23 protein-coding genes, 1 tRNA gene and 1 pseudogene are annotated in these 23,930 nt (G+C 60.3%); 13 read left to right on the top strand and 12 right to left on the bottom strand.

The window, feature by feature from the left end; genetic code table 11:
* Position 1: 1 nt before the first annotated feature.
* Positions 2 to 211: a SlyX family protein gene (locus tag K6N12_RS13840; RefSeq protein WP_003589419.1), complete on the top strand. Its 210-nt coding sequence runs from the start codon at positions 2 to 4 to the stop codon at positions 209 to 211.
* Positions 212 to 257: 46 nt separating this feature from the next.
* Here the strand turns inward: K6N12_RS13840 and K6N12_RS13835 are convergent, their stop codons facing one another.
* Both K6N12_RS13835 and K6N12_RS13830 read right to left on the bottom strand, forming a co-directional pair.
* Positions 258 to 1,739 (bottom strand): NAD-dependent succinate-semialdehyde dehydrogenase, encoded by a 1,482-nt coding sequence (locus tag K6N12_RS13835; RefSeq protein ID WP_097628447.1) that lies wholly within the window; start codon positions 1,737 to 1,739, stop codon positions 258 to 260.
* Positions 1,740 to 1,802: 63 nt separating this feature from the next.
* On the bottom strand, positions 1,803 to 3,083 hold the full coding sequence (locus tag K6N12_RS13830; protein WP_097628446.1) for a 4-aminobutyrate--2-oxoglutarate transaminase: 1,281 nt from the start codon (positions 3,081 to 3,083) through the stop codon (positions 1,803 to 1,805).
* 166 nt (positions 3,084 to 3,249) lie between these two features.
* Between K6N12_RS13830 and K6N12_RS13825 the strand changes: the two genes are divergently transcribed.
* From K6N12_RS13825 to K6N12_RS13815, 3 genes are all read left to right on the top strand, one after another.
* Entirely contained in the window at positions 3,250 to 4,059 is an 810-nt protein-coding gene (locus K6N12_RS13825) for a MerR family transcriptional regulator (RefSeq protein ID WP_097628445.1), read from the top strand.
* Positions 4,060 to 4,244: 185 nt separating this feature from the next.
* Positions 4,245 to 4,871 carry a ribonuclease D gene (locus K6N12_RS13820; RefSeq protein WP_097628444.1) on the top strand — a complete coding sequence of 209 codons (627 nt, stop codon included), beginning with the start codon at positions 4,245 to 4,247 and terminating at the stop codon, positions 4,869 to 4,871.
* A 229-nt stretch (positions 4,872 to 5,100) separates the two neighbouring features.
* On the top strand, positions 5,101 to 6,651 hold the full coding sequence (locus K6N12_RS13815; protein WP_183781799.1) for a hypothetical protein: 1,551 nt from the start codon (positions 5,101 to 5,103) through the stop codon (positions 6,649 to 6,651).
* Positions 6,652 to 6,720: 69 nt separating this feature from the next.
* Here the strand turns inward: K6N12_RS13815 and rpsA are convergent, their stop codons facing one another.
* Both rpsA and cmk read right to left on the bottom strand, forming a co-directional pair.
* Positions 6,721 to 8,424 (bottom strand): 30S ribosomal protein S1, encoded by a 1,704-nt coding sequence (rpsA, locus tag K6N12_RS13810; protein ID WP_003571265.1) that lies wholly within the window; start codon positions 8,422 to 8,424, stop codon positions 6,721 to 6,723.
* A 177-nt stretch (positions 8,425 to 8,601) separates the two neighbouring features.
* The gene (cmk, locus tag K6N12_RS13805; protein ID WP_097628486.1) at positions 8,602 to 9,249 is read right to left on the bottom strand and encodes a (d)CMP kinase; all 648 of its coding nucleotides are present in this window, start codon (positions 9,247 to 9,249) and stop codon (positions 8,602 to 8,604) included.
* 327 nt (positions 9,250 to 9,576) lie between these two features.
* On the opposite strand from cmk, the gene K6N12_RS13800 reads away from it, so the two are divergent.
* The 3 genes and pseudogenes from K6N12_RS13800 to K6N12_RS13790 all read left to right on the top strand — a co-directional run.
* Positions 9,577 to 9,960, top strand: coding sequence for a TIGR02300 family protein (locus K6N12_RS13800; RefSeq protein ID WP_003589408.1), 384 nt, complete (start codon positions 9,577 to 9,579; stop codon positions 9,958 to 9,960).
* Between the two features lie 150 nt (positions 9,961 to 10,110).
* Positions 10,111 to 10,186 (top strand) — tRNA-Ala (locus K6N12_RS13795).
* 92 nt (positions 10,187 to 10,278) lie between these two features.
* Positions 10,279 to 10,554 (top strand): annotated as a pseudogene (locus K6N12_RS13790) (GIY-YIG nuclease family protein); the annotation flags it as partial.
* A 128-nt stretch (positions 10,555 to 10,682) separates the two neighbouring features.
* Here the strand turns inward: K6N12_RS13790 and K6N12_RS13785 are convergent.
* Positions 10,683 to 12,443, bottom strand: a complete 1,761-nt coding sequence (locus K6N12_RS13785) for a hypothetical protein (RefSeq protein ID WP_097628442.1) — start codon at positions 12,441 to 12,443, stop codon at positions 10,683 to 10,685.
* A gap of 262 nt (positions 12,444 to 12,705) precedes the next feature.
* Here K6N12_RS13785 and K6N12_RS13780 point away from each other — a divergent pair, with 262 nt between their 5' ends.
* Positions 12,706 to 13,173: a hypothetical protein gene (locus K6N12_RS13780; RefSeq protein WP_097628441.1), complete on the top strand. Its 468-nt coding sequence runs from the start codon at positions 12,706 to 12,708 to the stop codon at positions 13,171 to 13,173.
* A 27-nt stretch (positions 13,174 to 13,200) separates the two neighbouring features.
* Complete coding sequence (locus tag K6N12_RS13775; RefSeq protein WP_097628485.1) at positions 13,201 to 13,689, top strand: CYTH domain-containing protein; 489 nt, start codon at positions 13,201 to 13,203, stop codon at positions 13,687 to 13,689.
* A 40-nt stretch (positions 13,690 to 13,729) separates the two neighbouring features.
* Here K6N12_RS13775 and K6N12_RS13770 read toward each other — a convergent pair whose 3' ends face one another.
* From K6N12_RS13770 to K6N12_RS13760, 3 genes are read right to left on the bottom strand one after another with little or no spacing between them, the layout of a single operon-like run.
* Complete coding sequence (locus tag K6N12_RS13770; RefSeq protein ID WP_097628440.1) at positions 13,730 to 14,668, bottom strand: DUF2950 family protein; 939 nt, start codon at positions 14,666 to 14,668, stop codon at positions 13,730 to 13,732.
* Between the two features lie 33 nt (positions 14,669 to 14,701).
* Positions 14,702 to 16,099 carry a DUF3300 domain-containing protein gene (locus K6N12_RS13765; protein ID WP_097628439.1) on the bottom strand — a complete coding sequence of 466 codons (1,398 nt, stop codon included), beginning with the start codon at positions 16,097 to 16,099 and terminating at the stop codon, positions 14,702 to 14,704.
* A 41-nt stretch (positions 16,100 to 16,140) separates the two neighbouring features.
* The gene (locus K6N12_RS13760) at positions 16,141 to 16,452 is read right to left on the bottom strand and encodes a hypothetical protein (RefSeq protein WP_097628438.1); all 312 of its coding nucleotides are present in this window, start codon (positions 16,450 to 16,452) and stop codon (positions 16,141 to 16,143) included.
* 320 nt (positions 16,453 to 16,772) lie between these two features.
* Between K6N12_RS13760 and K6N12_RS13755 the strand changes: the two genes are divergently transcribed.
* From K6N12_RS13755 to K6N12_RS13740, 4 genes are all read left to right on the top strand, one after another.
* Complete coding sequence (locus K6N12_RS13755; protein ID WP_206099928.1) at positions 16,773 to 17,042, top strand: DUF3302 domain-containing protein; 270 nt, start codon at positions 16,773 to 16,775, stop codon at positions 17,040 to 17,042.
* Between the two features lie 134 nt (positions 17,043 to 17,176).
* Positions 17,177 to 18,865: a SulP family inorganic anion transporter gene (locus tag K6N12_RS13750; RefSeq protein ID WP_246645480.1), complete on the top strand. Its 1,689-nt coding sequence runs from the start codon at positions 17,177 to 17,179 to the stop codon at positions 18,863 to 18,865.
* Positions 18,866 to 18,952: 87 nt separating this feature from the next.
* Positions 18,953 to 19,798: a polyphosphate kinase 2 gene (gene ppk2 / locus K6N12_RS13745; protein WP_097628436.1), complete on the top strand. Its 846-nt coding sequence runs from the start codon at positions 18,953 to 18,955 to the stop codon at positions 19,796 to 19,798.
* Between the two features lie 17 nt (positions 19,799 to 19,815).
* Positions 19,816 to 20,973: an AI-2E family transporter gene (locus tag K6N12_RS13740; RefSeq protein WP_097628435.1), complete on the top strand. Its 1,158-nt coding sequence runs from the start codon at positions 19,816 to 19,818 to the stop codon at positions 20,971 to 20,973.
* A 62-nt stretch (positions 20,974 to 21,035) separates the two neighbouring features.
* On the opposite strand, the gene K6N12_RS13735 is transcribed toward K6N12_RS13740, so the two are convergent.
* The 4 genes from K6N12_RS13735 to K6N12_RS13720 all read right to left on the bottom strand — a co-directional run bounded on the left by K6N12_RS13735 (position 21,036) and on the right by K6N12_RS13720 (position 23,918).
* Positions 21,036 to 21,272 (bottom strand): hypothetical protein, encoded by a 237-nt coding sequence (locus tag K6N12_RS13735; RefSeq protein WP_097628434.1) that lies wholly within the window; start codon positions 21,270 to 21,272, stop codon positions 21,036 to 21,038.
* A gap of 245 nt (positions 21,273 to 21,517) precedes the next feature.
* Positions 21,518 to 21,880 carry a potassium channel family protein gene (locus K6N12_RS13730; RefSeq protein ID WP_097628433.1) on the bottom strand — a complete coding sequence of 121 codons (363 nt, stop codon included), beginning with the start codon at positions 21,878 to 21,880 and terminating at the stop codon, positions 21,518 to 21,520.
* On the bottom strand, positions 21,877 to 22,971 hold the full coding sequence (cax, locus tag K6N12_RS13725) for a calcium/proton exchanger (RefSeq protein ID WP_097628432.1): 1,095 nt from the start codon (positions 22,969 to 22,971) through the stop codon (positions 21,877 to 21,879). Before cax ends, K6N12_RS13730 begins: the two co-directional genes overlap by 4 nt.
* Positions 22,972 to 22,994: 23 nt before the next feature.
* Positions 22,995 to 23,918: an amino acid ABC transporter substrate-binding protein gene (locus K6N12_RS13720; protein ID WP_222148830.1), complete on the bottom strand. Its 924-nt coding sequence runs from the start codon at positions 23,916 to 23,918 to the stop codon at positions 22,995 to 22,997.
* Between the last annotated feature and the right edge of the window lie 12 nt (positions 23,919 to 23,930).

Here is a 23,930-nt window from a genome sequence, read left to right as displayed (position 1 = left end):
GATGTCCGACGAGACGAACCGCATCACCCGGCTGGAGGAAATGCTGGCCCATCAGGCCAAGACGATCGAGGAGCTTTCCGATCAGCTGACCGAGCAATGGAAGATCGTCGAGCAGATGCGCTCCAAGCTCGACCGGCTGACCGAACGTTTCCTGTCGCTCGAGGAGCAGTCGCTGGAAGCGCCTGGTATTACCCGCCCGCCGCATTATTGACGGCACGCGGCGAGAGGCCGCGTGCGCGATTTTCCCGGCTGGCCGATCAGACGCCGCCGATGCAGAGATATTTCATTTCCAGATAGTCGTCGGCGCCGTGGCGTGAACCCTCGCGGCCGAGGCCGGATTGCTTGATGCCGCCGAAAGGCGCGGTCTCGGATGACATGATACCGGTATTGATGCCGATCATCCCATATTCCAGCGCTTCCGCCACCCGCCAGACCTTCTTCAGGTCGCCGGCATAGAAATAGGCGGCAAGGCCGAATTCCGTATCATTGGCTTGAGCGATGACATCTTCGGCCGTCTCGAAGCGGAAGAGCGGCGCCACTGGCCCGAAGGTTTCCTCGCGCGCCACCTTCATGCCGCGCGCAACGCCGGCCAGCACCGTCGGCGCAAAGAAGGTGCCGGCGCCGTCGATGCGCTTGCCGCCGGTCAGCAGCTTGGCGCCCTTGGCAAGCGCGTCGCCGACATGGTCTTCCACCTTGGCAAGGCCCTGCTCGTCGATCAGCGGCCCGATCTCGACACCCGGCGTGAAGCCGTCGCCGACCGACATTGCGGCGACCTTGGCGGCAAGCTTGGCCGCGAAGGCGTCATAGACGCCCGACTGGATGTAGAGGCGGTTGGCGCAGACACAGGTCTGGCCGGCATTGCGGTATTTGGAGGCGATCGCGCCCTCGACGGCGGCGTCGAGATCGGCATCGCCGAAGACGATGAACGGCGCGTTGCCGCCGAGCTCCAGGCTCACTTTCTTGATCTGATCGGCGCACTGCCGCATCAGGATGCGGCCGACTTCCGTCGAGCCGGTGAAGCTGATCTTGCGCACCTTGTCATTGCCGCAAAGCTCGCGGCCGATCGCCGGGCCGTCGACGCCGACGATGAGGTTGAAGACGCCGGCCGGAATGCCGGCCTGTTCGGCGAGCGCGGCAAGGGCAATCGCCGTCAGCGGCGTCTGTTCGGCGGGCTTCGACACGACAGTGCAGCCGACGGCAAGCGCCGGAGCCACCTTGCGGGCGATCATCGCCGCCGGGAAATTCCACGGCGTGATCGTGCCGACGACGCCGACCGGCTGCTTGATGACGATCATGCGCTTATCTTGAGACGGCGCCGGGATCGTCTCGCCATAGATGCGCTTGGCTTCCTCGGCATACCATTCGATATAGGATGCGGCATAGAGAATCTCGCCGCGCGCTTCCGCGAACGGCTTGCCCATTTCGGCGGTCAGGATCGCGGCGAGTTCGTCAGCATTGGAGACCATCAGGTCGAACCATTTGCGCAGGAGGGTGCTGCGCTCCTTGGCCGGGCGGGCAGCCCAGGCCGGCTGGGCGGCATAGGCCGCATCGATCGCCGCCCGCGTCTCGGCTGCCCCCATGTCGGGCAGCGAAGCAAGCAGTTCGCCGGTTGCCGGATTGAGCACGTCAAAGGTCTTTGTGGCATCGCCCGATGTCCAGACGCCGTTGACATAGCCGGCAGCGCGCAGGAACGGCGAAGAGAAGGGAACGTGCCTTGTCAGGGCGGTGGTGAAAGCCATGTCATATCTCCTTGGGAGCGGCCGCCTGTTGCCGGCAACCCTTGTAATTCGGGACCCATCGCGTCACTTGGCCGAAGTCGCTTCCAGCATCGAGGCCTCGAGAATGTCGAGCGCCTCGCCGAACACTTCGTCCTGGATGGTGATCGGCGCGAGAAAGCGGATGACGTTGCCGTGGACGCCGCAAGTGAGCAGGATCAAGCCCTTGCCGAGTGCTGCCAGCCGCACCCGGTTGGCGAAATCGGCGCTCGGCAATCCCGTCTTTCGGTCGTTGAATTCGACGGCGTTCATGAAGCCCGGCCCGCGGATATCGACGATCTCGGGCACTGTCTCGCGCAGCGATTCCAACCGCTGCTTCAGCCGGCCGCCGAGCTGGTCGGCACGGCCGCAGAGATCCTCGTCGGCAATGACGTCGAGCACTGCGTGGGCGGCCGCGATGCCGAGCGGATTACCGCCATAGGTGCCGCCGAGCCCGCCCGGTCCCGGCGCATCCATGATTTCGGCGCGGCCGGTGACGGCGGCGAGCGGAAAGCCGCCGGCAAGGCTCTTTGCCATTGTCGTCAGGTCGGCCGCCACCTCGTGATGATCCATCGCGAACATCCGGCCGGTGCGGGCAAAACCGGTCTGCACCTCGTCGGCGATCAGCAGCATGCCGTGCTGGTCGCAAAGCTCGCGCAGCGCCTTCATGAAAGCTGGGGGTGCGGAATAGAAGCCGCCTTCGCCCTGCACCGGCTCGAGGATGATGGCGGCGACACGCTGCGGATCGACATCGGCGGCGAAGAGCTTCTTCAGCGCCGCGAGCGACTGGTCGGCGGTGACGCCGTGCAGTTCGACCGGGAAGGGGACGTGGAAGACGTCGCCCGGCATGGCGCCGAAGCCGACCTTGTAGGGCACCACCTTGCCGGTCAGCGCCATGCCCATGAAGGTGCGGCCGTGAAAGCCGCCACCAAAGGCGATGACGGCCGAACGGCGGGTTGCCGCACGGGCGATCTTGACGGCATTTTCGACCGCTTCTGCGCCCGTCGTTACGAAGATCGTCTTCTTCTCGAAATCACCAGGCACCAGCGCGTTCAGCCGTTCGGCGAGATGCACATAGCTTTCGTAGGGCACGACCTGATGGCAGGTATGGGTGAAGCGATCGAGCTGATCCTTGACCGCTGCGATGACCCGGGGATGGCGGTGGCCGGTGTTGAGAACGGCGATGCCGGCGGCGAAATCGATGTAGCGACGGCCTTCCTTGTCCCAGATCTCGGCATTCTCGGCGCGATCGGCATAGATCTGGGTCGTCATGCCGACGCCCCGTGAAATGGCGGCGTTCTTCCGGTCCGTAAGGCTCGTCGCGGTCATCGATGCGCTCCTGTCTGAAGGGTTTGAAATTATCTTGTATAAGTTCTGCAATTTGCCTATAAAACTCCTACATTTTTCCTGCAAGAAAACAAGTGGGATTTTTTGCTTCAAACATCACGCATTTTGATAAATGCTCGGCAGCGATTGGAATCGGGGATATTGGCGGATGAACGATAACGGGCCGGTACGCTACAAGGTGGCGGAAGCCGCACGGCTGGCGGGCGTTTCGGCCTCGACGCTGCGTCTCTGGGAAAGCCAGGGCCTGGTCGTTCCCGGCCGTTCGCAGACCGGTCATCGCCAATACAGCGCCGAGGATGTGGCGCGGCTGAAGCGCATCTCCTGGTATCGGGCCGAACGCGGTCTCAATCCCGCCGCCATCCGCGAGGCGCTGGAAGGTGAGGAACCTTCCGCCGATGGCGCCGAGGCAAGTCAGGATACCGGCCTCGGCCGCAAGCTGCGCAGCCTGCGCCACGCCGCCGGCAAGACGCTGGATCAGGTGGCCGGCGATATCGGCGTCACCTCCTCGACACTTTCGACGCTGGAGCGCACCTCGCAGGGCGTCGGTTTCAAGACGCTGCATGACCTCGCCGAGTATTACGGCACCACTGTCTCACGTCTCTCCGGCGAAGAAAGCGCCGAGGTGCCGGTGCTGGTGCGTGCCGGGGAATGGCGCAGCTGGCCGGAAACGACGCCTGGAGTTGCGGTGCAGTTGCTTGCCGAAGGCCCGAGAATGATGGATTGCCATCGTTTCGTGCTGGCGCCGGGCGCTGCGAGTGAAGGCGCCTATCGCCATGAAGGCGAGGAATTTATGCATGTCCTGTCCGGCCGGCTCGAGCTGGTGCTCGACAGCGATCAGTTCTTCGATCTCGGTCCGGGCGATTCACTTTATTTCGAAAGCCGCCGCTACCATTCCTGGCGTAACCGCCACGACGGCGAAACTGTGCTTCTCTGGATCAACACGCCGCCGACATTCTGAAGCGCCTGCAGAGGAAGCGGTTTCGCATTTTGCGGCTTTGCGCTATAGGGCTAGTGCATAATTCCTTAAATCGGAACCGATTTAAGGATAAAATTATACTGCAATTCATAAGTACCGCAGCGTGCTTTGCGCGTCTGAAAGACGCGCGGCGCTGTCGGGGACGCATTCGAACGAAAGATAGTCTCATGGCCGCCACCATACGTTATCACGAAGGCGACATTTCCGCGGCCGATGCCGCGCGCTACACCGGCGCGATTGCCATCGACACCGAAACGCTCGGCCTGGTGCCACGCCGGGACAGGCTCTGTGTCGTCCAGCTTTCACCTGGTGATGGCACCGCCGACGTCATCCGCATCGCCGCCGGCCAGAAAGCGGCTCCCAATCTCGTCGCCCTGCTCGAAGATCCGACCCATCAGAAGATCTTTCATTACGGCCGCTTCGATATTGCCGTGCTCTTCCACACTTTCGGCGTCACGACGAACCCGGTCTTCTGCACCAAGATCGCTTCGCGCCTGATCCGCACCTATACGGATCGCCACGGCCTCAAGGACAATCTCAAGGAGATGCTGGACGTCGATATCTCCAAGGCGCAGCAGTCTTCAGATTGGGCGGCCGAAACGCTGTCTCCGGCCCAGCTCGAATATGCCGCTTCCGACGTGCTTTACCTGCATGCTTTGCGCGACAAGCTGACCGCGCGCCTGATCCGCGACGGCCGCTTCGACCATGCGACGGCCTGCTTCGCATTCCTGCCGACCCGCGCCAAGCTCGACCTGCTCGGCTGGGAAGAGGCCGATATCTTCGCCCATAGCTGAGTAAATTGCCCGCGCCTTGCGTGAAACAAGGATCGTGGAAGCGGCTGGTCCGCGGCCGTTAGCAATTCGTTAACGCCTCTTTCCTAAAATTCCCATTAATATTTATGCATTTCGATGACGCCGGTATTGCGTCATGCGGACAGGAGGATCTGCGGGGATGCAAGGGGCCGGATGAGCGCGGTCCTTTATAGAGCCTGCTTTCATCGTCACTTTACGAAAGGAGCATGCCATGTTGACTCCCGTTCGTGCAGCGTCCAATGCAAGCTTTTCGTCTCAAGGCCAGACTGCGGCGATCGTCGCCGGCGGCCTCGGCCGTTCTGTGATTGCTCCCGCGTCGGTCAACGCCGTCGAAGCCGCCGACCTGAATTCCGCCGTTGCCGGCAAGCTCAGTATCCTGCTGCTTGCCGCACGCGAGCGCATGATCGAGGCCCTCTTCGATGCCATTGATGCCGCCGGCCGCGCCATCTCGCTAGATCGCGGCGAGGACGAAACCAATCTTGCCTTCGCCTCCCGGCTAGCCGATGCCATCCTGCGGCTGCCGGGCGTCAGAATCGACGAGGTCGAGCGCCAATTGACGGAGCAAGGCCACAGCCTGCCACTTCGGATGATTGCCGCAGCCCTGAAGAACCCTGCAGGCCCGGAAGCGGCGCGGATCGTCGCCTATCTGGAAATCGTCCGCTACAAGGACCGCGATCTCGCCGCTCGCGCTGTCGTGCGCTCGTACGGCCAGAATGACGCTTCGCCGATGCGCGCTGAAGCCCGGCCGGAGATCCAGCTGCATGAGGATCATGAGCCTGCCGCCATGCGCAAGCCGGCAGACGAGCTGTCGGCGCCGCCCGGCGCGCTCATCGAGGCGGCGGCGCTGGCCACCGCCGAGGAAGCGGTGATCGCCGAGGCCGTTGAGGTAGCCGATCCGGAAACGCCGCGGCCTGAAAACCGGGCTCAGTCCGCGTCGGCAGCGGCAAGCGAGGTCGCCGCGGAAGAATCTGAACGGCAGGAGATCGACACCGCGCCAGCCTTGCCGGCCGAAGCCACAGCGGCCGAGGAGGCGCGGGAAACGCCGGAGGCGCCCGCCCTCCAGCCTCGCACTGTGTCGGAAAAGGGCGATCCTGTCATTCCAAGGAACTGGACAGGAATTGCCGCTTCGATGACCGAAGAGGTCTCCGAGATGATTGTCACCATCATCCGCGAGCAGGATGTCGAAGCGGTGCTGGAGGATGGTCCCGTCGAAGCGGCCGTGGAGATCGATACGATACTCGACGATGCCGTCATCAGCGATGCGGCCGAAACCTTGACCAGGCAGCCGGCTGACCTCGCAGCAGCCGACGCGCGCCCCTCCGCAGCGCTGCACCCATCGCCGATGGAAACGGAGATCGTGGCTGCGGCTGCCCGCCAACCGAAAGAGACCGATGCGCCACTGCCAATGACGGCGATTCCCGAGACGGCCTATGTCCCGCTTGCAGCAAGGATGCCGGAGGGACTTGCCTATACGCAGCTGCCCTATCAGTTCGCCAAGGATGTCCCGCCGAACGGGAAGGCGGATGAAACCAGCCACCAGAATCAGCACCACCACGATGGGGCACCGCCAGATCAGCAGCAAGAGGATAAGCAGCAGGCGCAATCCGGCGGCGGGGATGCCGCGGCCGATGGCGAAGCAGCCAATGCGGCGCCTCAGCGCCGGACGCCGAGAATGATCGATACCGAGCCGACGCCATATCAGTCAGGCGCGGCCGCCGACCCGGTTTATGCGCTCTATCAGCGCATGGTCGGCTGGGAATAAATAACCTGAAAATGAAGAACCCGCCGGATCGCTCCGGCGGGTTCTTCAATTCAAAGGCTGATGCGAGGCTTATTCGCCGCCGCGGTTCTTGAGCGCTGCGCCCAGGATGTCGCCGAGCGAAGCGCCGCTGTCGGACGAACCGAACTGGGCAACGGCTTCCTTCTCTTCCGCAATCTCCAGAGCCTTGATGGACAGCATGATCTTGCGGTCCTTCTTGGAGAAGTTGGTGACGCGGGCGTCGAAGACCTGGCCGACCGAGAAGCGCTCGGGGCGCTGTTCGTCGCGGTCGCGGGCGAGGTCGGCGCGGCGGATGAAGGAAGTGATGTCCTCGTGGTTGACGAGCTTCACTTCGACGCCGCCGTCGTTGACCGCGATGACTTCGCAGGAAACGACCGCATTCTTGCGCAGGTCGCCCGATGCAGCGGCGTCGCCGACCGCATCCTTGCCGAGCTGCTTGATGCCGAGCGAGATACGTTCCTTCTCGACATCGACGTCGAGAACGACGGCCTTGACGACGTCACCCTTGTTGAACTCCTCGATGACCTGTTCGCCCGGACGGTTCCAGTCGAGGTCGGAGAGGTGCACCATGCCGTCGACATCGCCGTCGAGGCCGATGAACAGGCCGAATTCGGTCTTGTTCTTGACTTCGCCTTCGACTTCAGTGCCGGCCGGATGGCTGCGGGCGAATGCTGCCCACGGGTTTTCCAGCGTCTGCTTGAGGCCGAGCGAGATACGGCGCTTGGACGGATCGACTTCGAGAACGACGACTTCGACTTCCTGGCTGGTGGACAGGATCTTGCCGGGGTGTACGTTCTTCTTGGTCCAGGACATTTCCGAAATGTGGATCAGGCCTTCAATGCCCGGCTCCAGCTCGACGAATGCACCGTAGTCGGTGATATTCGTGACGGTACCGGAAATCTTCTTGCCTTCCGGATACTTGGCCTGGATGCCATCCCAAGGATCGCTCTCGAGCTGCTTCATGCCGAGCGAGATGCGGTGGGTTTCCTGGTTGATGCGGATGATCTGAACCTTGACCTGCTGGCCGATGTTCAGGATTTCCGATGGATGGTTCACACGGCGCCATGCCATGTCGGTGACGTGCAGCAGGCCGTCGATGCCGCCGAGGTCGACGAACGCACCGTAATCGGTGATGTTCTTGACGACGCCGTCAACAACCTGGCCTTCTTCGAGGTTCTGAACGATTTCAGAGCGCTGCTCGGCACGGGATTCTTCCAGAACCGTACGGCGCGATACGACGATGTTGCCGCGGCGCTTGTCCATCTTGAGGATTTCGAAGGGCTGCGGGTTGTGCATCAGCGGCGTGACGTCGCGGATCGGGCGGATATCGACCTGCGAACGCGGCAGGAAGGCGATCGCACCGTCGAGGTCGACCGTGAAGCCGCCCTTGACCTGGTTGAAGATCACGCCTTCGACGCGCTCGCCGGCTTCGAACTTGGCTTCGAGCTTGACCCAGCTCTCTTCGCGGCGAGCCTTCTCGCGCGACAGAACGGCTTCGCCGAGCGCGTTTTCAATGCGCTCAACGTAAACTTCGACTTCATCGCCAACCTTGAGCTGGCCATCCTTGGCGCGCGCGCCGAATTCCTTGAGCGCGATGCGGCCTTCGACCTTCAGGCCGACGTCGACAACGGCGACATCCTTTTCGATGCCCGTGACGATGCCCTTGGTGACATAGCCTTCGGCCAGATCGTTCTTGGCAAAGGACTCTTCGAGAAGGGCCGCGAAATCCTCGCGAGAGGGAGTAGCTACTGACATAAAATCTCCTGCGTGTCCTGAATAGCGGAGCGGACACGTATGCGCCGGTTGGTTTGCGTTGAACGGGCCTGAACCCAGTCCGCCCTCTTTCACGAAGGCAATCCGGCGCTTGGACGGAATTTCAGGCTGCTGTATTAGAAGCGATCCATGCGTCTGAGCATGCAAAATCGCTTGAATTTAGGCATTTCGGCTCAAGACCGCATCGATGATCGATTGAGCGGCTTGAAACGCGGCCTCTATACTCATTTCCGACGTATCAAGCAAGTGCGCATCATCAGCTGGTTTCAAAGGGCTGTCGGCCCGTCCCATGTCGCGTTCGTCGCGCCGCTTCACGTCCTCGAAAATCACATCGAAATCCGCCGTCGCCCCCTTGCCGAGAATCTCGTCGTAACGGCGTCTAGCGCGCACCTCCGGCGTTGCCGTCACATAGAGTTTGACCGGTGCATCCGGGCAGACGACCGTGCCGATATCGCGCCCGTCGAGCACGGTTCCCGGCGCCTTGGTCGCAAATCGTCGCTGTGCCTCGACCAGGGCCCGACGCACCGCCGGCATCACGGCTATTTTCGAGGCCGCTTCGCCGATCTCATGCTTGGAAAGTATATCGCGATCCAATCCGGCGAGTTCAACCTCCCGCGCGATCTTTTCGGCCACCGCCTCGTCGTCAAACGGCAGGCCGGCGTCGAGCAGCGCCTTGGCCGTGGCGCGGTAGGTCAGGCCGGTGTCGAGATGATGGAAGCCGTATTGCTCGGCGATGCGGCGCGAAAGCGTGCCCTTGCCGGCCGCAGCCGGGCCATCGATGGCGATGGTGAAAGTCTTGCTGCTCATGTGTCGATCCTGGGGCACCTGGCTGAAAGGCGGCGGCGCGGCGCCATGCACGGCGTAATCCTTTGTAAAGGCGCAGGATTTCCTGCGCAAGACCGAACCTTCCGGTGACGATCTTCGTTCAGCTCTGCGGCTGCCGCGGCTCGTTACCATAAACGCGCCGGGCGGTCATCCGCCGCTGGCGGAAATAGCTTGCGCTCCGATCATAAAGTTTGGCTTTGACATGGGAAGCCGCAGCGATTAAGGGGACCGGCTTATAAATTCCGATGGAACGCCGGCTTGAACGGCATTTGCCGAATCTTGCATTCGGCCATTCTCACGAGGCTTATAGTGGCGAAAGCGGAACTTGGAACCAAGCGTACCGATCCGGAAACCGGCAAGAAGTTTTATGATCTGAACCGGGATCCGATCGTTTCTCCTTATACCGGCAAGTCCTACCCCCTGTCCTTCTTCGAGGAAACCTCGGCGATCGCCGATGTTGCCGAAGAGGACGAGGTTGCGGAAGTCGATACCGAAAACACCGAAGTCGAACTGGTTTCGCTTGAGGATGCCGATGACGCCGCCTCCGGCGACGACATCCCCGATATCGGCGACGACGATGTCGAAATCGAAGGCGATGACGACGACGATACCTTCCTCACACCCGACGAAGACGATGACGATGACGACATGAGCGACATCATCGGCGTGACCGGCGACGAAGACGAAGTTTGACGGCTGCATTTCGGCCCGGTGAGGAAAAAATTCTCCGGGCCGAATTTTTTAGGCTTGCTATCTCCGAAAACCGGAAGTAATAAGCCGCCACTCCGCAGGGCACGCCCTGCGAAGCATCCCAGGACCGGCGCTCAGCCGGACCACCTTGATGGGGCTATAGCTCAGCTGGGAGAGCGCTTGCATGGCATGCAAGAGGTCAGCGGTTCGATCCCGCTTAGCTCCACCACGCTTCGCCCTTACGGGCTTCGCGTGGCGCAGCCGCGGGAGACCGTTAGGCCGAAGCAGTGCCCGGCATAGCCCGAAGGGCGACGACGTGCTGTCCGCAGCGTCGATTTTTCCGATCAGGAATACACTGGCTCTACCGCAGATCTGAAACAGCGATTCGCCGCTCACAACGCCGGAAAATCTACCCACACTGCCAAATTTGCACCATGGAATTTGCTCTGGTATTGCGCCTTTCGTGACAAGCACAAGGCGCTTGAATTCGAAACATACCTGAAATCGCATTTCGGCAGGGCTTTTGCCAGCAAGAGACTGGTCCAGCCGAATCTGACTTCAACTCGCTTGGCTAACGGGAAGACCGATTCCGAATAATCGCAGGTGCATGCGAAAGCGGTGTAGTTGGATCACGCGACGTGTCTGGCGCATTCAACGAAAAGACTCCAGGAATAGAGGCCGTCGGGCGACGCAGGCACTCCGCTCCCACGACCTCAATCTCTCGGCTATTGCACCGACAAACCGGCAGCCTCTATTCCCGCAAGAAACCGCCGCTGATCCTCGGTCCGCGCCAGCCGGCTGGTGACCTCCTGCCTGATGTTCGGGATCAAGGCGGGTGACTCGCGTCGGATCCAATCAAGCTGTTCCTCTGCCTCCTGCTTTTTTCCGAGCGCGCCGAGAATGGAGAGCAATACCAGGCGATGCATCGGATTATAGTTGAGATCCGACATGCGTGACCAGAGTTCCGCAGCCCGTGTATCGCCTCGCATGAAGGCGCAGAGCGCCATCCCGACCTCATAATATCCGCGTGGCCCGGCATTTTTGCCGACCGCTTCTGAAATCAGCGTGCAGCCTCTTTCCCATTCCCCCGACATTGACAGCCGCAGGCCGTATTCACCGGCCACTTCGGTATCGTTCGGATTGCTGGCATAGGCGCTGGCGCCGGCGCTGAGGGCCGCAACCGGATCATTGTCGAAAAAATTGGCGAGCATCAGCGCCTGAAGTGCGCGTGCATTCTTCGGGTCGAGCTGCACCGCGTGCTCGGCAAGTTGCTTTGCCAGGCCGAGCGTCGCGGCCGTCGCTTTTGTATGAAGTTGGTATGAAAAGCGGAACTCGTCGAGATGGATCAGCGAAAGAAGGGCCACGACATTGGATTCGGCCGGCATTTGCTCCACGGCCCGTTGCAGGCAGGATTTTGCCACCTCATGCGCCTGCACAGTCATTTCGCTGCGGTAGCTGTAGTAGGAGAGAATGCATGAAAAGGCGTCTGTGCGTCCGGCGATGGTCGCGGTATCAGTTTGAAACATGACGCCGAAAGGGCGCGCGACCGCAGTCGCGATATCCCCGGCAAGGCTTGCTTGCGTTTTCGGGATGCCTTGCACCGTCATGTCTGCATCGTAATTGTTTGCCCAGATGACAGCCGCATCCGCCCGCCGCACGAGCCTTGCCGTCGAGCGCAGCATGCTGCCTTCGAGCCGCACGCTTCCCTGCAGGGCATAGAGAGGCTCCAACGAAGCTTCGCCGGATTTACTCCGCGGCATGGCAGTGACGACAACGATATCATTGAAGCGCACCAGCTTCTCGATGATGTCGTCGGTCATGCCGCGAGAGATATCGGAGGCAAGGTTCCCGCCAGAGACATTGTCAAAACGCTCGACGATGATGGTGGGGCGGTTGTTGGCGCCCAGTCCCGTTTCGCGCTCTACACCCGGCGACCCGACCTGCCGAAGGATAGCCGCTGTCGAGGCTAGGATAATCACCGTGCCTGCTGCAAGCAGCCAATATCGAGGCGAAAGGCGCCGGTCCGCGGGGTTCCGGCCGATGGCATCCGTTGCTGCATGTATCTGTCCGTTATCCGCGCCTGACGCGTTCGCCTGTTCGGGCGGCAAGATATCTGCGGGTTCAGCGCCGCCGATGACATCGAAGACCGGCGCGTAGCCGCCCTTCGGGATGGTGATGATGATCCGGTCGGCGCCGCCGGCTGTGAGGTAATAGTGTTCGAGTTCCCGTCTCAGCCGGCCGGCTTCGATACGAACGCAGGGATCCTGCTGGGCATCGAAGTTCGCGTCCCGGCCAAAAACCGCTTGTGCGATGGTAAAGGCCTTCAGATAGTCACGGCGGCCCGCCAACGTTTCCGTGACCACAAATTCGAGGAACTTCCTCGTCCGTTCGGGAAGGCGGAATTCGCGGCTGGACAGAATGCGCTCAAGTTGCTGCTGTACCTCCTCCTGCGAGGCGGCGACCCTATTTATGCCTGCACTCGTCATCGGTTCCCCCAGACGCCGATTGCGAACAACCTGCAGCACGCTGTCTCAAACGATAGTCTCACCGCGGCATAACAGCAATGCCGCCCGGCCGAATACCCTAACCAACTCTAAGCCAATCCGATGATTAGCCCGAAGATGGACGCAGTCACGGCTTACGAAATGCCAGCGTAGGATACCGTATTCTACCGACGCCGTCATGTATCTTACTGCCTTAGTCTCCAAGCTCGCCCTATCATCGCCGTGTATTCTGGAGGAGGCTGCGATGACATCACCTGAGAGCTCTACACCCCATTCCATGACAAGCGCAGAGGAGCTGCGCAAACGTGCTCTGGAGCTTCAGCTTGTCGAGATGGAGCGCAACGAAAGGATCATGGCGCGTGAAGCAAAAAAACACGCGGAATTCGTCGAGGATTTTTTCCGCAAGCAGATCGGCGAAACGGAACGCGCCGTCATCAAGCGCCTTGTGATGAAAGCGGCGGCAGACGGCAAATACGAGGCATTGATCTACAGTTTTCCCTCGACGTTTTGCACCGACAGCGGCCGTGCCATCAACAACAACCTGCCGGGATGGCAGAAGACGCTGCAGGGAAAGGCAAAGGAACTCCTGGAGCTCTTCGAGCAGGTGGCCAAGCCACAGGGTTATGGGCTGAAGGCCATGATCATCAACTTCCCGGATGGCATGCCCGGAGACGTCGGCTTCTTCCTCACTTGGGAGCCGCCGGTCGACTGACCGGCAGTAAAGTAGGGGGTGATCAACTTGAAAGCGATCGAGATCGAGCGCAAGTTCCTCGTGCGTAACAATAGCTGGCGCGATTGTGCCGGCATTTCGCATGTCCTGCAGCAAGCCTATTTATCTCGCGATGAGAACTCGGTTCGTGTTCGCTTGATCGACGGTCGTTCAGCTTGCCTGACGATCAAATTCCGCACGACAGGGCTCGCCAAAGACGAATATGAATATGAGATTCCGGTCGATGAGGCGCGGGACCTGCTTCACCATGCGACCGGCCACGTCATTGAGAAAACGCGCTATCGGGTCCTGTACGAGGGCAGAAACTGGGATGTGGACGTCTTTGCCGGAGCCTATGAGGGATTGACGCTTGCCGAGATCGAAATGGCGAGTGAAGATGATCTGCCGGTCCTGCCGCAATGGCTTGGGCGAGAAGTCACGGGCAACGATAGCTATTCCAACCGCGCTATGGCCGCTGCCTCAAGTAAGCCTCCCTTGGGTGCAGAATGCGGCGACTGATAATGGCGCCCCTCTGGAGACGCGCAGGCAGTGTAAAACCCTATTCACTGACAACGGTCCAATCGGCGTCTGGATTGAATTCCATGATCGCCGCGGCGCGCTGTTCCGTTTGCGGCCCGAGATCGCGTTGATAGATGACGTTCATCCCGTTGACGATAAAAGTCTGCACGCCGGTCACCCGATATGAGACCGGCCAGGCGATGAGCGCAAAGCCGCCGGTCAAGTAACCATTGACGAGGTAGCTTTGTTTGCCGCCGAGCACATTGTCACCCTGGGCTGTCAGGATGCGATAGCGATATCCGAAATAACCTTCCCCGCGTTTGGCGGCACCGAAGGCAGCTGTCTCGACCAGCGCGCTTGCCGGGCTTTCCTCCGGATAGACGCTTGGATCCCAGTAAAGGCCGTCCAGCTTGCCGGGACTGCTGATCAATTTTTTGGCGAACTCGTAAATACCGTCACCGTCGCGATCGTCGGATGCATATTGATATTGCGCGACCACATATTCGTGCATGGTATCGATCGTCGCGAGCTCGTTTTCGCCGACGCGCCGATTGACGATCTCCGCCAGGCCGCGCTGCGTGTCGAAGGACCATTTCCCGTCCTTGCCCTCGGTGAGCGGAAACGGCAGGGGCCAGAGACGGTCGCCGATCGCAATGAACTTCCGTCCCCCGAGATCCTCCAGAATCATCTGCCGCGCGGCGCCTTCGCGGATCAACCCATATGTGATCATCGCCTCGTTGCTGGACCGCAGCTTGTCCGCTTTCAGGCCGAGAAGGCCTGCAAACCCGTCGACATCGTTGGAAGCCAGAACTGCCTTGAGGCGATCGAGAACCGCCCCCGGCGTGCCAAACGACGGCGTCGGACCTGCCGTCGCAAACTCCGTGAGATCGGTCCGCATCTGCGATGCTGACGGGGTCGCGGAGACCACGCAGAGCACGGCAGAAATCATAAGCGGGATCAAGGTTGATTGAGTTCTCATCATATACCTCCGGCAGTCTTGGAAGGAAGATATCTATCGCCGGCCGCCGCCGCCACGGCCACCGCCGCCACCACCACGGCCGCCGCCACCACCACGCGATACAGGAGGACGGGAGCGCTGTGGCGCCGCACGCGGTGCAGAGCGAGGTTGGCTGCCCATGCTCTGCGCCCCCCGCTTCGAAGAGACCGCCTCCCGGCGGCCGGATTGGACATTCCCAAGCGCATTCGGCTGCCGGTTGCGATTATCGGGTCTGGCGGCCATCTGCGGTTTGTTGGGCTTCTTGACCGATTTCTGTGCTGGCTTGGCTGCGCGATTAGCCGATTGAGGACGGGCTTCGGGCCGGGTTGCATTCTGACGAGTGGCGGCCGTCGGCTTGTTTCCCTGCGGTTTGGACTTCAGCCCTTGCACCGTGCCTTTTCGAATATCGTCGGCGCGCGCCGCCGTTCCACGATTGCCTGGCCTCTCGCCAGCCTGGAAATCCTTGGCTTGGTTCCGCAGCTGGTTACGGTTGTCGGCTTGCAGGCCGGACTTGATCGTCGAACGGTCAAGCTTGGCAAGCTGGTCTTTGCCGATGCTCATTTTGCTGCGATCGACCTTCGACCAATCGACATCGTTCCACTTCATCTTGCCATTGAAGTCTCGACCGTTCAGGCAATTGTTGCAGTCGATATCGATGTCACCACCGCCCCAGCGACCGCCCCACACCCCCCAGTCGTCCCAATTAACGACGGCCGCCCAGGCGAGCCCGGTGACCGCGCCGGCAAAAAAAGCGGCTCCGGGATAGTAATAATTGTCGTACGGCTCCGGATAGTAGGAGATCGGCTCGGATGCATAGCCTGGGTCGTAAAGCATCTCCGGCGCATATTGCGGGATATAGATTTTTTCCGGATCGGTGGGACGGATGATGACATTGTCGTTTTCCGTAACGACCGTCACCTTGTCATCCGTCTTGATAATGTTTTTTGCCACTGCTTCATCGCGAAGTTGCTGAATGGCAATCAGCACATCCTTCTGCTGGTTGGCGAGCGCATCGGCAAGCGACTGGGTCCAATCGAGATCCTCACTCATCATCTTGACGATATCGGGGTAGTTCAGCAACGAGACGACGCTGCCGTCCCAGTCGCTCTTGGGCTTGAGGTCGGCGTTCTTGTTTTTCGCATCCAGAAAGCGCTGGGCTTCGATGATCTGCAAGGGGAAGAGCGATGCGGCCGAAATCGCCGCGACCAGTTCGTCCGGATAAAGCGCGATCCGCGCCACGAGCACTTCAAGTTCATCGTCTGAAAGGAGTGTAGCCGTGGACGGTTCTGCCTCCGCCTGGTTGGGCGCAGCAGCCGGGGCAGGAGCCTGCGCTCGCACTGGGAGTGCCAGCTGCAGCGTGATGATCGCCAGGGTCGACAACCCAACCAGCAGCTTGCGTGAAACTCTATTCATCGCACAAGGACCTCCCTCTAATTATTGAATGACAGAAGCGTTCACCGTAGTTTTGGACTCACGGGAGTCCGCCTGAGCATCACAATTTTCGATTGTGCTATCGCTTCCCTCATTTCTTTCAGCAACGCATCGACCAAGCCTGCATATTCCAGCCGTCGCGCCTCCCTCACAGAGTCGGACAGCTGTTCGACATGCGCCAATGCCTGCGCCGCCGCCGCCAGATCCTCACACATGCTTCGAAACGTGTCGTTGACGTAAAAAAGTCGCTGCACCAGCCTTGCCTGGTCGGGAAAATGAGCTTCTGCCGCTTCAAGGGCGGACAAATATGTCGAACCACTTTCTCCCGACGCCATCTCCGCCCCCGCCGACGAACTGCCCTAAGCAGTGCGAAAACTATATAACAGCCGCACCTGCAGGAGACGTAAAATACGCGAACCTACGGTCGCCGGCTTCTGACAGCCGCATCCCGGTCGCCATACGAGGCGACGATTGGGATTCGGCGGCCGATCTCGCGTCGTTCCTTGCTGGACAGGCAATCTCCCCAGCCGGATCGGCCGCGAAGGCCCCGATAGAGATTACGCGATGCTACGGGTCTTTGCGCCGCAACGGGCCTATTATCCGATCGTCGCTTGCGATCAAAATGGCTCGGACAGACCAAGCCAGAGGGGGATCCGTGTTTCTCGACTATTTTGCCTTGGGCGTCTTGGTCTTCGTCGTGATCACGCTTTTCTATGCCATGATTGCCATTCACGACATTCTCCACCTGATGGCCAAGGCGCGGAACCGTCCTCATCAGGATGCCATCCATGTTGCGGGATGGGTCAGCCTCTTCACGCTGCATGCGATCTGGCCCTTCCTGTTCATTTGGGCAACACTTTACCACGACGACCGCGGCTGGGGCATCCGGCAAGACGGAAAGCTGTCGGCGGAAGTTGCTGGATGAACTTCGTGTTCCTCGAACACTAAAGACATGTCCGCAAACACCTTGCCTAGGTTTGCACCGCAAAAACAAAGATCGAACGGGCACGAGGGCCAACGGCATCAGATAGGGAGCCAGGGGTGATAGGAAGTCTTCCCATGTTGCGGGGCCTAGCCGGCTTCAACAGAGCCTGGCTTCGCAGTGACATTCCGGCCGGCCTGTCGATCGCCGCAGTCGGTTTGCCGAGCGCCATCGCTTATCCCGCCATCGCCGGCCTGCCACCGGAGACCGGCATCTATGCCAGCATCGTCGCACCGATCGCCTACGCGATCTTTGGTCCTTCCCGGCTCTTGGTCGTCGGCCCAGACGCTGCGACCATGACCGTGCTGGCGGCCGCCATGGGCGCCATCATCGCCGCCGAACCCGCGACGGCAAGCGTCGACAGGGTTGCCATTGCCTCGGCCCTTGCGCTTGGCGTCGGCGTCTTCTGTATCGCGGCGAAATTGCTGAGGCTCGGCGTTCTCGCGAGCTTCCTCTCCCGTCCCATCCTGGTCGGCTTCTTCGCCGGCGTGTCGCTCTCGATCCTTGTTGGGCAAATCGGTCGCTTCACGGGGGTAAAGATCCAATCGGATGGACTGATCCCGCCGCTTGTCGAAATGCTCGCCAAGAGCAGTCTGATCCACTGGCCTTCGCTCGTCCTCGGACTCGTGATGTTCGCCTTGTTATGGATCGTCCGAGCCTTCCGATTCAGAGTTCCGGGTCCCGTTCTGGTGGTTGTCCTCTCGGTCGTCCTTTCGGCGATCTTCGATTTCCAAGGCCGAGGCATAGCAGTCGTCGGCGATATCCCAAGCGGGCTGCCGAGTCTGTCCCTGCCTCCATTGCATCAGATGCCTCTCGATAAGATCGTGCTCGGCTCGGCCGCGATCTTTCTGGTCAGTTTCGGCGCCGGCATCGTCGCGGCAAGAAGTTTCGGCTCGCGAACCGGCGAGGAGGTCGATGCCAATCAGGAATTGGTCGGACTTGGCGCCGCCAATATCGCGCCCGCCCTGTTCGGCTCTTTTCCGGTCAGCGTCTCGGATTCCCGAACCGCGATAAATCTGTCGACTGGCGGTGTCTCCCAGGCCGCAGGACTGGTATCGGCCGCGACGCTGGTTGCCGCACTTGTGTTCCTTCACAGTGCGCTGCGCATACTCCCCATTCCCGCGCTCGCGGCAATCCTCGCGACGGCGGCGATCAGCCTCATCGATATTCACGAATTGAAAAAGATCTGGCGCATCAGCCGCATGGAATTCATTTTCGCGCTGATCGCCATGTGGGGCGCAATCAGCTTCGGTGTTCTCAATGGCGTCATCGTCGCGGTTGCGGCAACGCTCGTCTATCTCTTGCGGCAGACGATGTTTCCCCGCGACGGTCTTCTTGGTCGCATCGAGGGACGGCATGGCTTTTTCGATCTTGCCCGTTTTCCGGAAGCGCGCCCTGTGGAAGGTGCCGCCGTCTTCGCCATCCAAGGCAGCATTCTGTTTTACAACGCCGATTACGTGCGCATGCGGCTGACCTCGGTCGCGAAGGCACTTCCTGCTGAAACCAGATGTCTCGTGCTCGATGCCGGCGCCGTCACCCATATCGACAGCACCGGCGCAGCCGCACTCGACGCCGTGGCCGAGATCCTGGCAAAGCGGAATATCGTCTTCGCCATGGCCGATCTCAGCGAAGAAAGCCGCGGCATCCTCGAGCGCGCCGGGGTCATCGAGGCGATCGGCGCCGACAATCTCTTCAATGGCAGGGAAGAAGCACTGAGAGCGCTGATCGGTGTCGGCGAGTCCGGCAGTGCCGCGTCGGCAGGGTAGAGCAATTCCGGCAAAACTGCACAGCGGTTTGCGTCCAGAATTGTATGAAAACAAAGATAGCATGTTCGCGAAAGGGAGGGAGAGAAAATGGACGAGAATTACGAACCCAGCCGGACGGATGGAGAGGCAGGCCGCGTCGGAAAGGATAAGAAAAAGAAAAAGAAATCATGGGATTACGACAAGGAAATCGCACGGCTCCAGGTGGAACTGGCCCATTTGCAAGCCTGGATCAAGAAATCCGGCACGAGGGTCGTCATCGTCTTCGAGGGCCGGGATGCCGCCGGCAAAGGCGGCATGATCAAGCGTATAACGGAAAGGGTCAGTCCGCGGGTCTTTCGCATCGTCGCATTGCCGGCGCCGACCGACCGTGAGAAGTCCCAGATCTACATGCAGCGCTATATCGCGCATATGCCGGCGGCCGGCGAGGTCGTCATATTCGACCGCAGCTGGTACAACCGCGCCGGCGTCGATCGCGTCATGGGATTCTGCAGCGACAAGAAAGCGCAGCGCTTTCTTGAGTTGGCGCCTCGCTTCGAGGCGGCGATCGTCGAAAGCGGCGTCGTTCTGCTGAAATACTTCCTGACGGTCAGCGAGGAAGAGCAGGAACGCCGTTTCAGACGCCGGATCGACGACCCGCTGCGGCAGTGGAAACTCAGCCCTATGGATGTCGAATCCTATCAGCGCTGGTGGGACTACACGCGCGTTTATGACGAGATGCTGCGGATGACCGACAGCAATCACGCGCCGTGGTGGGTGGTGCCCTCGGATGACAAGAAACGTGCCCGGGTCAACTGCATTTCGCACATCCTGCAATCCATTCCCTATGAACGGGTGAAGTTTGAAGCACCCGACCTCGGCAAACGTCAGAAGCGGCCGGCGGATTTCATGGAGGACCTCAGCGTCCGCCATGTTGTGCCCGACGCGACGTCATAACACGGCTTTAGCCGAACATGGCTGAGAACATAGGCGATACGGCGGCGCAGGGAGCCGGGTCAGGGCAGATTTCGGTAGAGGCGAGAATAAGCGATCTTGTCCGGTTGGGCATCATCGGGCTTTTCGCCTATTGGACGATCGTCCTGATTGCTCCCTTCGCGCTGATCGTTATTTGGTCGGCAATTCTGGCGGTGGCGCTTTTCCCGATATTCCAAGCGCTCTGCAGGTTGCTTGGAAACCGGCCCGTCATCGCAGCCAGTATCATCGTCGTCTTTTGCCTCGTCCTGATCATTGCGCCCCTGGCTCTCGTTGCGGTCAATTTTGCCGACACAGCGCAGGCGTTGATCAACAAGTTGCGGGTGGGGGATTTCACGCTCCCCTCGGCGCCGGCGGCCATTCGGGAGTGGCCCGTCGTCGGCGAGCGTATCCATGACGCCTGGAATCAGATTGCAAGCGATCTGGCGGCGACGATCATCAAGTTTCAGGCGCCGATTCGTGAGGTGACGGCCGTTATCGTCACAAAGCTTGCCTCAATCGGCGGCGGCGTGTTGAGCTTTGTCGTTTCGATCATGCTTTCAGGAATATTTCTCACGCGGTCAGCACGCCTGGCTGCCGCCATACAAGTGCTGGCAAACCGCATCGCCGGTGAAAAGGGTGTCGGCTTTGCCCGGCTGGCCGGAGCCACGGTGCGCAATGTATCGCGAGGGGTCATTGGCGTTGCCTTCCTGCAGACCTTGCTCTGCGGATTGTGCTTTGCTTTCTTTGGCGTCCCGGCGCGTGGGGCACTGACATTCGTGATCTTCATGTTTTGCCTGATGCAACTGGGGCCTGGGCTCGTGCTTCTTCCGGTTATTATCTGGTCGTGGGTTTCGTGGTCGCCCGCCGCTGCTTTTGCGTTTACTGCCATCACCGTGCCTATCACGCTCATCGACAACATATTGAAGCCCATGCTGATGGCGCGAGGTCTCTCGACCCCGATGCCGGTCATCCTGATCGGTGTCATCGGCGGCACTCTTTCCCATGGGCTGCTGGGCTTATTTTTGGGGCCGGTCGTGCTCAGCGTCTTCTACGAGCTGCTGAGAGCCTGGGCCTGGCCGTCGGTTCAGGCCGGAGCGGAAAATAGCCGAGCCGCCAGCGTCGACGCCCTACCGGAACCCATAGAAAATAGGCAATGACGGTCTTATGTGGCGGCAGGCGAGATGCCCCTCGGATTGGTCGCGGTCAGTGTTGGGCGGGGTCACCGGTTCTTGCAGTAGACGACAACTTCCTGCTCAATTTCGCGGCATAGTCGTTCATACTCGCTGATCAGCTTGTCTTCCCTCGGGTTCTTGCTTCGGAACCGCTCCAGCGCGTCGGCTGCAAGATCGTAGGATTCAAACATTTCCGCGAGCGCTTCACTGGTCTTATTCGCGAGAAGATGCCGAATATCGGGAAGTCGCAACATCAATTTTCTGCGGCCGCGCTCTTTGCTCATGGGTCAGCTCCGCATTCAAACACTCTTGCAATGGATACGAAGCTGCGAAGGTGACGGATCGTTCCCGAGATCACGAACAAATGTATGGATTTGAGAACAATAGCCACGGGAAGCCGCATCCGACCCGGAATGGCTCTACATGTAAAGCGCGTCGCGATCTTTCAGGTTCGCTCCCCGCGCTTTAGGTCCTTGTATTTACGCATGTCGTTATCGCAAAACCGCTGCACACTTTTGCGCGACATGCTTTAGCTGCTGCCGTCACGGTCCGTTGCGTTTAAAGCCTTTACTGTGATGGCTGCGATGACGCCGGTCAGAACGATCCCTGCAAAACCGATGAGCAAGGCCAGGATTCGTGCCGAAACATGTTTGGGCGTGAAATCGCCGTAGCCGATGGTAAGTCCCGTCACGAAGGTAAAATAAAGCGCTTCGTCGATCCGCCAATTCTCGATCTGCCAAATGGCAAGCCCAGACGCGACCATGATCGATACGATGCCGGAGAGGATCGGCCAGATGACGCGAAGCTGCTTTGCCAGTGCGATGAAGAACAGCCGCCTCATCTGCCGGGTGTGCGGCCCGCCGGCTGATTGCCTGGGAACGCGGGACATCATCGCACTGCCGGCGGCAGGACATACAGCGTTATCGCGAAAATCATGTACACCATTAGCACCAGGACGCCGACAAACCATGCCGATCGTCCGCTGTTGGTGACGAACATCGCAGTCACCGTCGCAAGGAACATCATCGTCACGGCGCCCGGCCAGAATTGCAGATCCATTTGCGACGGGCCGATAACGTAGCTCATCAAGACCAGAACGGGTGCGACGAACAAGGCGATCTGGGACGCGCTCCCGAGCGCGATGCCGACGCTCAGATCGAGCCGGTTCTTACGCGCGCCGGAAAACGCTGAGGCCATTTCGGCGGCGCCACCGACCAATGCAACGACGATAAAACCGACAAAGGCGGGGGTCATTCCGAAGGCTTCGGCCGCTTCCTGCACGGACTCGACGAAAATCTCGCTCACCAAGGCGACAAGGACGGTGACCCCGCCAAGCGTGCCGAGAGCAAGACCGATCGGCCAGGGCGCTTCACCGGCCTCGGCATGATCCGCCGAAGAGAAAAATTCCCGATGTGTTCCAAGCGTGAACAACAGCCCTAGCCCGTATCCGATGATCAACAGGAGGGCCAGGCTGAGGCTGAGGGTTTGAGTGACGGGTGCGACCGATGCTGTGTCCAATCCGCCAAGTGCCGAAGGCATCAGCAGGGCGACCGTGGCCAGAAACAGCAAGCCGGCTTGAATACGCGCGCTGGCACGGTTGAATTCCTGAATGTGGTATTTGAGTCCGCCGAGCAGAAACGAAGCGCCGAGCATGAACAGCGTATTGGTGACGATCGCTCCGGCGATGGACGCCTTGACCAGCGTATATTGGCCGGCCTGCAGAGCAGCCAGCGCGATGACCAGTTCGGTCAGATTGCCGAGGGTCGCATTCAGCAGACCGCCTGCGGCGTCACCCGTCTTGGCGGCTACCGATTCGGTTGCGTGACTGAGCAACCCCGCCAGCGGCACGATAGCAAGCACCGAAAGGACAAACAGCGCAGTGTGGGCTTCGGGCATTACCGCCGCAGCTACGAACACCACCGGCACCGCGATCAGCAACCACAGCATAGGGCTGTCGCGGATCTCTTGCAAAAGGAGGCTCAACGGTTTGCTCCCTTTGGGTGGTGTTATTCGGGCAAAGCAGTCTGCTGGAAGAAGTTGACTGTCGACTCATCCGGCGGACCAAACCAGGTTGTAAACAACGTGCGGAAATCCTTGGCCGCATAGGCTTGGCTCAACGCTCGATCAACTGTCAGCCGGAAGTCCTCGTCCGTTCGCGCGAGTTCAAGACCAAGCGGCACGTAGGTGAAATGACGTTTTAAAATAACCAGATCGCCAGAATTATCGCTGCGCGCCGCAGCGTCCATCAGAAGCGGCATGTCTCCAAAAAGGACAGCTGATCGACGGTCCAGAACGCGCTCGATGCCCTGCTGGAAGTTGTCGACGGATGCCGCCGTCGCGGCGAGCTGGAAGGTCTTGATCCTGTCCGACAGCCACCGCTCGCTTGTCGTGCCCGTTACAGACGAGAATGTCTTGTGCTCGAGTATTGTGCGCGCAGGCGAGCCTCGCCATACAGGCCTGTTCGTCGGTTCGCCATACTCCAACACCTCCCGTAGAGCCAAAGGCGCGCTGGCGCTGACAACGGCCCCGGTGCCGCTCGGAAAGATCGGGATGGAGAACGAGACCTTTTGCCTGCGGCTGAGTGTGACCGGCTCCGCACCGCAGACGAGATCCACGACGCCATCTGCAACAGCAGTCTCCCGCGCGTCGGCGCTCAGGGATACCCACTCCACATTGAGCCTCGACAGGTTCAGTTCGGCTTTCACGTTGTCTGCAACCTTGTTGCAAAGCGCGACCGCATACCCGTCGGGCGCTCCACTGTCGGTCTTGAACGAAAACGGTCGGGCGTCGGGCTCGTAGCCCAGTTTTAACGAACTGCTGGCGCGGACACGATCCAGCGTCTGTGCGTCGGCTGGGGCTAAACCTATTGACGAAAGCGCCGCGATGGCAATGACGGTGCCCGTTGCGATCCAGCGACCTTTGATAGACATGGTTTCTCCTCC

The sequence above is a fragment of the Rhizobium redzepovicii genome, from assembly GCF_019793435.1.
GTDB lineage: Bacteria > Pseudomonadota > Alphaproteobacteria > Rhizobiales > Rhizobiaceae > Rhizobium > Rhizobium redzepovicii.
Note: the sequence above shows the minus strand (reverse complement) of the source record. Positions and strands in the feature narration are given on the sequence as shown.